The sequence below is a fragment of the Flavobacterium sp. ZE23DGlu08 genome (assembly GCF_030505335.1).
GTDB lineage: Bacteria > Bacteroidota > Bacteroidia > Flavobacteriales > Flavobacteriaceae > Flavobacterium > Flavobacterium algoritolerans.
The window spans coordinates 235,117-247,467 of sequence record NZ_CP130045.1 but is presented as its reverse complement, the minus strand read 5'-3'; the positions used below and the strand labels follow the sequence as shown (position 1 = coordinate 247,467).

The 12,351-nt window shown below is 34.3% G+C and carries 14 protein-coding genes; 3 read left to right on the top strand and 11 right to left on the bottom strand.

Translation table 11 applies throughout. The features are described 5' to 3' along the window. The first annotated feature begins 36 nt into the window (after positions 1-36). The 3 genes from Q1W72_RS01155 (at position 37) to Q1W72_RS01145 (ending at position 3,242) form a co-directional block, all read left to right on the top strand. A complete protein-coding gene (locus tag Q1W72_RS01155) occupies positions 37-714 on the top strand; it encodes a metal-dependent hydrolase (protein WP_099715295.1) in 678 nt (225 codons plus the stop codon). Between the two features lie 213 nt (positions 715-927). Beyond that, positions 928-2,133 carry a M48 family metallopeptidase gene (locus Q1W72_RS01150; protein ID WP_302136851.1) on the top strand — a complete coding sequence of 402 codons (1,206 nt, stop codon included), beginning with the start codon at positions 928-930 and terminating at the stop codon, positions 2,131-2,133. 62 nt (positions 2,134-2,195) lie between these two features. Further along, the gene (locus Q1W72_RS01145; protein WP_099715297.1) at positions 2,196-3,242 is read left to right on the top strand and encodes an o-succinylbenzoate synthase; all 1,047 of its coding nucleotides are present in this window, start codon (positions 2,196-2,198) and stop codon (positions 3,240-3,242) included. A 1-nt stretch (position 3,243) separates the two neighbouring features. Here the strand turns inward: Q1W72_RS01145 and Q1W72_RS01140 are convergent, their stop codons facing one another. From Q1W72_RS01140 to Q1W72_RS01090, 11 genes are all read right to left on the bottom strand, one after another. Continuing rightward, on the bottom strand, positions 3,244-4,332 hold the full coding sequence (locus tag Q1W72_RS01140) for an AI-2E family transporter (protein WP_099715298.1): 1,089 nt from the start codon (positions 4,330-4,332) through the stop codon (positions 3,244-3,246). Positions 4,333-4,444: 112 nt separating this feature from the next. Continuing rightward, complete coding sequence (locus Q1W72_RS01135; RefSeq protein WP_099715299.1) at positions 4,445-4,891, bottom strand: DUF1572 family protein; 447 nt, start codon at positions 4,889-4,891, stop codon at positions 4,445-4,447. Beyond that, positions 4,881-5,360 (bottom strand): nuclear transport factor 2 family protein, encoded by a 480-nt coding sequence (locus Q1W72_RS01130; protein WP_099715300.1) that lies wholly within the window; start codon positions 5,358-5,360, stop codon positions 4,881-4,883. Before Q1W72_RS01130 ends, Q1W72_RS01135 begins: the two co-directional genes overlap by 11 nt. Before the next feature lie 242 nt (positions 5,361-5,602). Beyond that, the gene (locus Q1W72_RS01125) at positions 5,603-7,636 is read right to left on the bottom strand and encodes an OmpA family protein (RefSeq protein WP_302136849.1); all 2,034 of its coding nucleotides are present in this window, start codon (positions 7,634-7,636) and stop codon (positions 5,603-5,605) included. A gap of 88 nt (positions 7,637-7,724) precedes the next feature. Further along, the gene (locus Q1W72_RS01120; RefSeq protein WP_121342226.1) at positions 7,725-9,500 is read right to left on the bottom strand and encodes an Ig-like domain-containing protein; all 1,776 of its coding nucleotides are present in this window, start codon (positions 9,498-9,500) and stop codon (positions 7,725-7,727) included. A gap of 370 nt (positions 9,501-9,870) precedes the next feature. Continuing rightward, positions 9,871-10,650: a diguanylate cyclase gene (locus tag Q1W72_RS01115; RefSeq protein ID WP_302136846.1), complete on the bottom strand. Its 780-nt coding sequence runs from the start codon at positions 10,648-10,650 to the stop codon at positions 9,871-9,873. A gap of 174 nt (positions 10,651-10,824) precedes the next feature. Next, positions 10,825-11,163: a hypothetical protein gene (locus Q1W72_RS01110; protein WP_099715303.1), complete on the bottom strand. Its 339-nt coding sequence runs from the start codon at positions 11,161-11,163 to the stop codon at positions 10,825-10,827. Position 11,164: 1 nt separating this feature from the next. After that, the gene (locus Q1W72_RS01105; RefSeq protein WP_099715304.1) at positions 11,165-11,512 is read right to left on the bottom strand and encodes a hypothetical protein; all 348 of its coding nucleotides are present in this window, start codon (positions 11,510-11,512) and stop codon (positions 11,165-11,167) included. Positions 11,513-11,566: 54 nt separating this feature from the next. Continuing rightward, the gene (locus Q1W72_RS01100; protein WP_099715305.1) at positions 11,567-11,899 is read right to left on the bottom strand and encodes a YtxH domain-containing protein; all 333 of its coding nucleotides are present in this window, start codon (positions 11,897-11,899) and stop codon (positions 11,567-11,569) included. Positions 11,900-11,930: 31 nt separating this feature from the next. Then, positions 11,931-12,083 (bottom strand): lmo0937 family membrane protein, encoded by a 153-nt coding sequence (locus Q1W72_RS01095; RefSeq protein WP_121342223.1) that lies wholly within the window; start codon positions 12,081-12,083, stop codon positions 11,931-11,933. A gap of 70 nt (positions 12,084-12,153) precedes the next feature. Then, positions 12,154-12,306 carry a lmo0937 family membrane protein gene (locus tag Q1W72_RS01090; RefSeq protein ID WP_121342222.1) on the bottom strand — a complete coding sequence of 51 codons (153 nt, stop codon included), beginning with the start codon at positions 12,304-12,306 and terminating at the stop codon, positions 12,154-12,156. Positions 12,307-12,351 lie beyond the last annotated feature (45 nt).

The following is a 12,351-nucleotide window of genomic DNA, read 5'->3' as shown; positions in this document are numbered from 1 at the left end:
GAATCTTTCAATCATTCAATTTTTAAATTAAAAAAAATGAAAATAACATTTTACGGTCACGCATCATTAGGGATAGAAGTTGGAGGCAAACACATCATTGTTGATCCTTATATTTCGGCTAATCCAAACGCAGCACACATTGACATTGACACCTTAAAAGCGGATTATATTTTGGTAACGCACGCTCACGGAGATCACATTCTCGATGTGGAGGCAATTGCCAAAAGAACCAATGCAGTAATTGTTTCCAATGCTGAAATTGCAGGTTATTATTCTCAAAAAGGCTTTCAGTCGCATCCGATGAATCACGGTGGAAGTTGGAATTTCGATTTTGGGAAACTGAAATATGTAAATGCCATTCATTCCAGTTCCTTTCCTGATGGCAGTTACGGAGGAAATCCGGGTGGTTTTGTCATCGAAGGCGAACATAAAAACGTATATATTGCAGGCGATACAGCGCTTTCTATGGATATGAAGCTCATTCCTATGCGCACCAAACTCGACTTGGCAATTCTACCGATAGGCGATAATTTCACCATGGATGTCGAAGATGCAATTATTGCTTCTGATTTCTTGGATTGCGATAAAATTCTAGGGTATCATTATGACACTTTTGGGTATATCGAAATCGACCATGAGGAATCCATTCGTAAATTCTTCAACAAAGGAAAAGATTTGATGTTACTGGAAATAGGAAGTTCCATCGAATTGTAATTAGTTATTGTAAGTTTTTCGAAGCAATCTCCAGCTATTCGTTGCAAATGAAATTCACTGAACTCCACTAAAATAAAAGTATGGTGAAGTAATCTTTTTATCAGCCAAAAAAGGCTGATAAAAAGTATTTTCACTGCAAACGAAGTTCACTGAACTCCTGTGTAAATGAAAGTTTAGTGAAGTAATCTCGGCTAAAAAACGTTAATCAAGAAAATGAATATTCAAAAAATAGCTTTAACAATAGTAACAATTATTTCATTTCAATCTGTTTTCTCTCAAAAAGACGGTTATTGGGATAAAACCCGCGCTACAACCGAAGAAATAACGGTTTCAGCCAGAGACAGAATCATTATAAAAACCCAAGATTTCCCTGAAGGAACTACTGAGGTTGTTTATAGAATAACGCTTTTGGATAAAAATCAGCAAATGGCGGGCAGTTTGGTTTCGGTTTTAAAAGCCATCCCGGATCCTACGGGAATTAGTCAAGGTTCAGCAGGAGCAGTTTTTATTTTGTCTAAAATTTCTGGTGACGACAAATGCAAGTATGCTGTTTTTTCTAGTGCCGACTTGGCAGCAAAATACAAAGAAAACGGAAAAACGGATGATGCGTGTTTGGTTCAGGATACGCCAGTCAGTAAAGATGCCAAACGACTTTCTACTGATAAATCGGCTTGTATGCAATCCAATTCTGGGAATTTATGGTTTGGTTTCGAAAGTAAAAACTGGATCATGAACCAAAAAATTATTCTGGAAGTTGTGCCGTGGGTCGATAATAAACTCAGTCGTGGCTGGACACTTGAAAACAGAAAAGCAATCATCGATCAATGTAAAACATCTAATTTGGCTCAAAAAATGACCAATTCAGATGATTTTTGCGTTTGTATTCTCGATAAAATCCAATCCAAGTACAAGTTTAAGGAATTTCAAAAATTATTGGCTGTAGAGCGTGCTAAAGCGTTTAAGGATTTTGGTAACAGTTGTTTTGGGGAAACCAGTCTTTCAAAAAGTGTTTATGATGATTTGCGCAAGCAAGCTGCTGTATTAGCAAAACAAGGAAAACAAGGCGAAGCCATCCTTAAACTGACAACTATTATCAATGATGGAAAAGCAACCGCTTTGGATTACAATGCGATAGGAAGTAGTTATGTACTGACGAAGCAATACGGGAAAGCGATTAAATTCCTGAAAGAAGGCGAAAAACTCGATGATACGGAGTTGTTGATAAAGATGAATTTGGCGCACGCCTATTTATTGAACGATAATTATGCCTCGGCAAAAGCCATTTATAAAGAGTATCAATCTCAAAACGTTACGGATAGTTTGAGTTGGATTCAAAAAATAAAACAAGATTTTGCTACTTTCAAAAAAGCAGGAATAACTTCCAGTGATTTTGAAAGAATTTTGAAGTTGGTGGATTAAGTTTTGATACAATTAGTTAGATACAAGATTAAAATAACTCATAACTCATAATTTATAATTTCTTGAAAGCAACCTATCACAAATACATTCTTAATTTCAAACGACCATCAGGAACTTCCCGTGGCGTTATGACCGAAAAAGAAACTTGGTTTATCGTCTTGGAGCAAGACGGTAAAAAAGGAATAGGAGAATGTGGAATCCTTCGCGGATTGAGTATTGATGATTGTTCGGATTATGAAGAAAAATTACAATGGACTTGCGATGCTATTCACTTAGGAAAAGACCAACTTTGGGAAGCTTTAATGGAGTTTCCTTCGATACAGTTTGGAGTGGAGATGGCGTTCCAATCTTTGGAGAGTGAAAACCCTTTTTTATTGTTCCCTTCGGACTTTACAAATGGCACAAAATCCATCTTGATAAACGGTTTGGTTTGGATGGGTGAGGAGTCGTTTATGAAGCAGCAAATCGAAGAGAAACTAGCACAAGGTTTCCAATGCATTAAACTCAAAATAGGTGCAATAGATTTTGATAAAGAACTGCAATTATTGCGATTTATTCGGGAGCATTTTACTCCGGAACAAGTCGAAATTCGGGTTGATGCTAACGGTGCTTTTAGTGAAAATTTAGCTTTAGATAAATTAATGCAACTATCTGAATTTAAATTGCATAGCATAGAGCAACCGATACAAAAAAATCATACTGACAGTATGGCAGAGCTGTGTAAAATCACACCTTTTCCTATTGCTTTGGATGAGGAGTTGATTGGTGTGTTTACTTTGATAGAAAAGGAACAATTATTAGAGAAAATTAAGCCGCAATACATCATTTTGAAGCCTAGTTTTATAGGCGGTTTTCGAGGCACTCAAGAATGGATTTCATTGGCTGAAAAGCATAAAATCGGATGGTGGATTACCTCAGCTTTGGAAAGTAATATTGGACTGAATGCTATTGCGCAATGGACCTTTTTACAGCACAATTTGATGCCTCAAGGATTAGGAACCGGAGCACTTTATACCAATAATTTTGACTGCCCGCTGGAAGTTTCACAGGGGCAATTGTGGTATAAAAAAGAGTTGGATTGGAAGTTTGATTTTGTTCTTTTGAAATAGATTATTTCGTAGTTTTCTTTTGTTCGCCGTCACCCAATAAAACGGATAGCGTCTTTAAACTAGGTGTACGGTCGGCAATCAATTTTATGATACTTATGAACGGAATGAAGAGAATCATTCCTGCAGCGCCCCATAAAATGCCTCCCAAGATTACTATAATAATGATGACAAGTGTGTTTATTTTCAAACGGCTTCCCACTGCAAAAGGAAATATAATATAGGCTTCGAGTGCTTGAACAACAGAAAAAACAGCAATGACGGCCAACGGATACCAAATTGAATTGTACGTTATCCAAGAAACGGCAATGGGCAAGAGCGACGATATCATGATTCCTACATACGGAATAAAAGTTAGGATTGAGGCTATAAAACCAAACAAAAATGGGTGTGGTACTCCGATAATCAATAGTCCGATACTGTTTAATAATCCAACTATTAAATAGACCAGCAGCATTCCTTTGATGAAATTGTAATACGCATGAATGGTTTCAACGAGGATTTCGTGAATGGTTTTTTTTCTTTCGGGAGGGAAAAGTTCATATAAGGCATTTGATAACATCTGGCGGTGGAAAAGTATTAATGCCGAGAAAACAGGAATCATTAATAAAAAAAATACAGATTCAGAGAGGGAATAAGCGGTGTTTCGGACTATTGAAAAAGCTTGTGAACCGGAGTTGTTGATTGTATTATTGATAAATTCTGTTTGTTTTTGCAAACTAATGTCAAATCGTTCCGAAATAAAAAGACTCAATTGATTTATTGTTTCGGTTAGTTTGGTTCTTAAAGATTGCCATTCGTGAAGAAACTCTGAAAACTGTGCGAATAATAGATAAATTATAGCTCCTACCAAAAGTGTTACTCCTAAAATACAAATAACAATTGCAATTCCTTTGTTGATTCCTTTTGTTTCCATCCATTTACAAACAGGATATAGAATAAAACCAATGAGTAATGAAAAGCTTAACGGAATAAATAATGTTTTGCCAAAGTACAGAATCAAAGCCGCCAATACGATAAACTGAAGAATTTCTAACAGAGAAAATCTCCTGTTGGATTGAAATGGAATGGGTGTTTTAGAAGATTCTGACATATAATTGTTGTATTATAAGCGTTATTCCTTACTCTTCCTTACTTTATAAACGATTTAAGTATGAACCTAAAACGTGTAACAAGCTACTAAATTGCCAATTATTGCGAATGTTTTAAGTTTCCAATAATCGTCTGTGGTAATTAATTTGTCCCAAATGATAGGCTAGGTGCGTGGTCAAATGGACAAGCATAAACTCAGTAGAAGTCTTGTTTTCGAAAACTAAAAGAGGATATTCCTTTTTTAATTCTTCTTCTGATATTGTATTTAATGCATTGTCAACAACGACAATGGTTTCTTCGATTTTTGACAGCAATTCTGCTCTTGGAATGTCTTTCAGTGAAAACTCTAATGGTCTGTTTCTTATATAACCTGTCTTTCCAAATTCGGCGCCAATGTAAGTATTTAGATTTCCCACTAAATGCAAGCATAGATTTCCGGCTGAATTAGCGATGCCTTTTTGAGTTTTCCAAATATCGTTTTCGTTTTGGTACGACTCAATTTCGGTTTTTAGCTGATTTAAATCTCGGTTGAATAGTGTTTTTAAAGTTTCAATTAGCATTTTTAGTTTCTTTGTATTTTTTCAATGATAGCAGTGCTTGTTGCTGTATTTTATGTTGAAAAAAACCAGTCCAACCTAATAAATATCCGTTAATTCCAAAAGCTTGTTTGGACCATTTCCAGATGTCGAAATCATCAGTGTGTTTTTTGATCAATCCGTCTTTAAACTGAAACTGTGCGCGAATAACATTTACTACTTTTCTATTGGTTTTACTAAAATTGTAGGTAGCTATCCATTGCGCGGAACCAACGTATTCATCTGCTTTTATATCTGAAAACTCAATTTTTATATTTCCTTTACTTTTTTCAATAAGCATTTTCCACATTTGGCACACATCCTTTTCTTTTAATAAACCAAAAGCAGGATCACGAAATTCAATTTTAGAGTGATAGCATTCACACATAGTTGAAGCATCGGCATTGGCAAAAGCAGTATAAAACTTAATGAGGGTTTTTTCGTTTGGGGTCATATCTACATAAAGTGAGTAGTAAAAATAATAATTTTTTTGTTAAAATTTAGGTTTTAAAAAAGGAATATAGAATAATTTGATGTGATTTATTTCTGATATAGAAACACCAGGAATAATTCAGGATTGATTCTCATTAGATTGCATTCGGAAATGGTTTCTCAATTTTAGATAAAAAAAGAGGATAGACTTTTAAGTTTCTATCCTCTTTTATAATTTATTAGATGGTATTCTATTATCTCGATTTATTTAACGGCAGGAATAATATCAATTATTACGGTACGATTGTAAAAACGTTCTTCGGGAGTTTTGTTGTCAAATGGAGAATTATTTTCATTTTCACCATAGCCTGATACATCGAATTTAACATCGTTTCTACCCGCTTTAGCTAAACTGCTCTGAAGGATATTTTTTACATCATTTGCACGAGCTAATGACAAGTCTTGATTGTAAACTTCATCACCAATAATATCCGTATGACCTTTGATAATTACGGTTGCTCCAACAGGAATTTTAGGCGTAACTACCTCAGTTAGGTATTTTTCATACAATGAAATCGCTTTAGAAGTATTGAATTCATAGATTATACTATATCGCATCCCTTCTTCCATTTTTGCAGGAGTCCAAAGTACCATGTGAACCGGAGTTTCTTTTTCTACAATTTTACCACTTTTAGTCTGGCCAATCATTTTTACTTTATAATCTCCTTCTGGACGGCTACCTAAAATTGTTTTTCCAGGAATGCTTACCTCATCTTGAGTATAAGGTCCAAAAGATTGTACTTTTCCTTGTTCGTCAGTTATTTGTAATGACCAAGATGATAATGCTTCTCCAGCTCCTTTATTGTTGAAGGTTACATAACTTTCAACTGGTGCTTCTTGTGAGGCAACAATCTGTACTGGTTTTAATGGCGCATCAGGACCACTTTGAAATTCCATCAATAGATCAGTAGAGTTACTTTCGATAGAAACTCTGCGATCTCCTTCACGTAGCAAAACCAATTCTAATGTTGCTCCTGGTTGCTCTGATGGGATATTTGGTTTATTTTGACCTTTAGGGGTAATTCTGGTTGGATTTATTGCAAATATATTTACCAAATAGGTTTTAACAGATTCTGCCATAGTAAGACCATCTGTATTGCCATTGTTAGAGGAACCCACCAAAGTAATTGTCGATGAAGGATTTTTTTGCATGCGATCTCCAAGGATGTTCAGTACATTATAATAAACAGTCATTTGACGTTTAGAACGATCTGATAAATTTTTTGGAGCAAATGTTTCCAATTGATCTTCTTTGAAGTCTTTCACTTGATTTTTCGTCAATAAAACATAACGATTTGGAATCTCTGTTGATCCTTCATTAAAGAAAACATAGTTTCTAAGCGGGAAAATTTCAGTCATTCTTCTTTCTCCGGGAACATTGCTAGGAGAGTTTACAGAAAACTGCACTTCACGGTCTTTAGCCAAATCCGTTGCTTCTTGAATGTTTTTTCCTTGTCCCAATTTAAGGGCAACTCCCGCTCTAATTGTAGTTATGTTCCAAGTCTCTGTAGCACGTGGATTTTGACCAAAATAAGGTTGGAAAGAAATAAAAGGAGACAATACAAATTGTGTTTTGTTGCTATCTGAAGAAAGCGTAATATCATATCCTGCACCAATTTGCATTGACAAAATAGTTTTCTCTATCTCGCTAAATTCACCCGTTACTGCAGGAGAAGGAGCTTGATCAGGGAAAGCCGGATTAATGCCTAATTGATAGGTAAATGATTTGTCCATATTGAAAGCCAATCGTGGACCTCCATAAAGATAAAAATTAGATTTAAAAGGAGCAAAACGAACGCTTGGTTCCACTGTAATGTAACTTAAGTCAGTAGATAAATCAGCAGGACAGTCGCATGCTGTTTTTACTTGGTCAAAAGTACCTTTGCGGCTATCATATCCTGCTTGTAACATAACACCCCATCTTGAATCCGCAGGACGGTATTCTAAAAGTGGCGCAATAAAAAGTCCAGTACCATTTCCTTCATGAAAAGTAGCCGGAGGCGTAAAACCAGCATTCAACTGATTAGTAGAACCTTCGTAAAAATTAAAATTAGCACCACCAGCAAGTCCAAAGTACCAAGAAGGTTTAGCATATTTAACCGCTTGAACTTCCTGTGCCTGTATTGGTGTTTGCACGCTTAACCACGTCAATGAGACTACTAAAAGGCTTTTTAGTGGTAAGTTATTAGGTGACCAAACTTGGCGTAATCCTTTTTTGAAATTATTTATATTGTCCATGTTATTTGTTTTGTTTGATTCATTTTAAATATATCCTGTCCTAAGACGGGATGAAATGTTTGATTCCAATAGTTGTTTTGTCAAATACCTAATTTGGCACATTGATAACTGTATTTACCATAGTAACTGAAGCTACTAGAGAAATCGCTCTACCATTTAGTACTGTTAAAAAGGGATTAGTGCTGTTAGCAGGGGAAGATAAAGTCACACCAGAATTGGCGATAATGTTTCCAACCATAACTCCACCACCTGCGTAGTTAATAACTGCTGCAGTACCAACATACCAATACACATTATTAGGATTTCCAACACCGTTTAAAAAAGTAACACTGCTTGGCATTGAATCACCTACTGTTAAAGTAGAAGGTGCTTGAAAGTACCATTTTGCATTGGGATCACCATTTGCATTTAAGGTAAGATTTCCGTTAGTTATAGTAAAAGAGCTTGAAGCTGTATAGATACCAGGAGCTAATGTTAATCCACCTAATTCACCAGCACCCGGATTAGCAACGCCACCTGGCATTGAGGCAGGGGAGATGCTATTGTAAAGATCTCTTGCGGCATTTAATCCCGCTAATGCAGTTGCTGCTTTGGTAGTATTTCCTGGAGCAGGAGCATCAGTAAAAATACCATCCGTTACAACTCCGTTATTTAATGGGGTTACGGTATAAACATCACCACTTGTACCATCTGTAAAACCTGTCACTAAAGATGACGCAGCAGTTGTACCTATTGTTCCATCTACTACAGATAATAATCCTTGGTTTGTGATTCCTGCATTACCTCCAAAAACTCCAAAAAACAACCCGCTTGTAACTATAGGGGCCGGTGTCGCTGAGTTCACTGTGGTGAAATTCCACACATAGTTATTCGCTAATGGAATACCAACAGTGTTTTTAGCACCAGTTGTGATAGTAGCAGTATAAGTAAGTCCTGGGTCTAATGAATTTACAGGGTTAAATGAAGCCGTATTTCCACCAGTGTAAGTAACAACGCCGGGAATTACAGTTGTACCTTGTTTCAAAGTAAAAGTTGTTGTATTTATTGTTAAAGGATCCATAGGAACACTGAATGTTGCTGTAACAGTTTTATTTAGATTAACTCCTGTAGCATTATTAAGTGGGTCTGTACTCGTTACTGTAGGTGCTACTGCTGTAGTGAAATTCCATACATAATTAGCAGCTAATGGAGTGTCTAGTGTGCTTTCAGCTCCAGTTGTTATTGTAACAGTATAAACGGTATTAGCTGTTAACAAATTTGTAGGTGTAAAAGATACTGTAGACCCAGAATAAGTAATTACTCCAGCAACCGTATTTGTTCCTTGTTTTACCGTAAAAGTTGAACTGTTTAACGTCAAAGGATTCATTGGTACACTAAAAGTGGCAGTTATCGTTTTATTTAGAGTAATGTTTACGGCATTGTTTAATGGGTCAGTAGTACTCACCATAGGAACAATAAGCATTCCTGTACTAAATGTCCAAACATAATCAGCTTGAAGTGCATTACCCATTACATCCTTAACTCCAGTTTTAATTCTAGCACTGTAAGTAGTATTTGGAGTAAGAGGACTGCTAGGAGTAAATGTAGCAGTAGTTCCACTATAGGTTACTGTACCTGTAATGGTAGAACCATCGGCTTTAGTAATAATAAATGTGGATTGATTGATTGTTGCTGCATCCATCTCTTCATTGAATGTTGCAGAAATCAGTTGTCTAAAAGGAACGGCTAAAGCTCCATTAACCGGAGTTGTAGATTGAACAACTGGGCATATACCTTCGGGAGCTATAAAATCGTCTTCCGCACAGCCTGAAATTAATGCAATAAACAATATTGCAAATGTTAATAGTAAGTTTTTAGTTTTCATTTTATTGATTTAGGGGATTAAGTATTTTGTACAGCAAAGATTGTTTTGTTATTGACTGTTGGTGTTACACAATTAAAAATGGAAGTTGTGAAATTCACTTATTCGAAAAGTTAAATTTTTAATTTTAAATTGATAATCAATTACTTGGAATTTTAAATATGTTAAAAAGGTATTGCTCTATTTAATTCTGTTCTTCAAAAACTTAGGAATACTTAAAAAGTTTAATCTAAAACATTTAGTAACTTAAACAGTTTTTAAGTCAAAGACTCCCATTAAATAGTACAGAAACATAAAAAAAGGGTTCAACTTTAATGAAAAAGTTAAACCCTGTTATTTTAAATTAGTACCCTTTTTAGGGTAGTATGTCTTATTAAATTGTAATATCGGAAGCGGTTTTATTTAAACACAATTTTCCTTTTTCTCCCAAATTAAAAATGAATTGGGTAAGTTCTTTAGTAAACGTGTCAAGACTCAAAGCAGATTGCTTGATGAAATCTAAAGATTCTTTTAGATCATCTGGTGAATTTACAGATTGATGATGCAGCAAATAGGACAAACCTAAAATATTAGCAATGGGCTGTCTCACTTTGTGGGAAGTCATAAACATCATTTCCTCCAGTCCTTTGATGTATTCTATTTGGTATTCTTCGGCTTTTTTAAGCTCTAGATTAGCAGCAATTAATTCAGCAGCTCGGTTTTCTTTCTCTTGATTTTGAAACGCAAGTTCTTCATTGGCGATAATCAATTCAGCAGCTCGGTTTTCTTTTTCTTGATTTTGAAAAACAAGTTCTTCATTGGCAATAATCAATTCAGCAGCTCGGTTTTCTTTTTCTTTATTCTGAAAAAGAAGTTCTTTATTCGCAATAATCAATTCAGCAGCTCGATTTTCTTTTTCTTGATTTTGAAAAGCAAGTTCTTTATTGGCAATTATTAATTCTGCGGCACGTTTTTCTTTTTCTTGATTTTGAAACTTAAGCTCCTTATTGGCAATTATTAATTCAGCGGCACGTTTTTCCTTTTCTAAGTTTTGAAAAGCAAGTTCATTATTGGCCATAATTAGTGCTGTAGCTCGTTTTTCTTTTTCTAAGTTTTGAAAAGCAAGTTCTTTATTTACTATTATTAGCGCTTCTTTTTTGAATCTTTTTTCCATGCTCTGTTCAAATTAATTGTCAAAAGATATAATCTAAATAAAATAAATCTCCAGGTTAGAACTTTTGTTTTGAGCTTATTTAAAAAAGAACAAATAAATGGTTTATAACAGATTTATCGAATTATCGATGATTATTGCATTCGAAGAAATCAATTCAAAACTAAAATGTAAGAGTTATGATTTTGAAGTATCTGAATGTTTGGTAACAACATTAGTAATTACAAATTGCAATAATGTTCCTAATATTCTTTTGATTGGATTATGGGTTGATCCCAGTAAAACTTTTTTAGTCAAATAACCGGTTGATATACCAATAATATTACTAAGTATATTTCCTTTAAAATCAGATGAAGTAGCCAATTGGCCAAAAGCATTTTTGATTATATTCAAAGGTTTCAAACTTTCATACGTATGATAATACTGGTCTTTAAGATGTACTAATTCGTTAGCTTGTTTTATTTTAAGCAATTGTATCGTTTCCTTAAGAGTATCTGTCTCGTTAATGGTTTTCATATTAACTTTTTTTAAGCATTTTGACAATGATAAAATTGCTGATTGGCATTTTAAGCCATTGATCTTTATAAATGTATAATACTATTGAAATCAGAAAATAAGCACTGGATACTACAAAAAAACCATAATATACTTTACCTAATAATTCGCCTATCCATAAGGAAAGACCAATGTTTACAAGAAATGCAAACATTACAAAAACAATAGAAACGGTTAATCGAGAAAGAAGCGAGGACATGACATCAGCAGTTTTATCTACTGCATTTAACTTCACCAATTCTACTGTTGTTCTAGTATAATCCTCTGCTTTCTCAAAAAGCATTTCTATTGTTGTTGCTGTGTTTTCCATGGGATAATTTGTAAGCGTAGTTACTTGTGAAATTTTAAAATCGAAGTGTCTTTTTTAGATACTTGTGTTTTTAATTTCGTTTTTTACATCATAAAATTTTGATTTCCCTTCAGCAAGTAAAGTTTCACCTTCATGCTTTGCATCACCAAATTTTGATTTTCCTTCAGCGATTAAATTTTCGCCTTCACTCCAAATTTTCTCATACTTTTTATTGATTGTTCCCAATAAAGTATCTAATTTATCTTTTAATTCATCAGCATAATCGTTGCTCTTGTCCATGATTTTTTTTCTTGTTTTGTCCCCTTTTTCAGGTGCAAACAATACTCCTAATAATGCTCCAACGGCTACGCCTCCTAAAACTCCTAATATTATTTTATCTGCTTTCATAATTATTTATTTTATTGTTTTATTATTTGATTTAGATACCCCTACCTTGTATAAGTCTAAATAGTATTGCAATAACTGCAATAACAAGAAGTACGTGTATAATTGATCCTACGCTGAATGCAAAGAATCCAATAGCCCAAAAAATGACTAAAATAACTGCGATTGTGTAAAGAAGATTGCTCATGATTTCTAGTTTTTAATGATTTATATTTGTATTCAATTTATTTTTGTAGGTCAATTAATAAGTAGATGTATTAGATTTTTCGGCCTTGTATAATTCTCAATATAACTGCAATAACTGCGATAACAAGAAGGATATGGATAATTGATCCTACGCTGTATGCAAAGAAACCAATTGCCCAAAAAAGGACTAAAATTACTGCGATAGTGTAAAGTAAATTGCTCATGATTTTTAATTTTTAACGATTATTTTTTGATTAAATTTAGTAAAG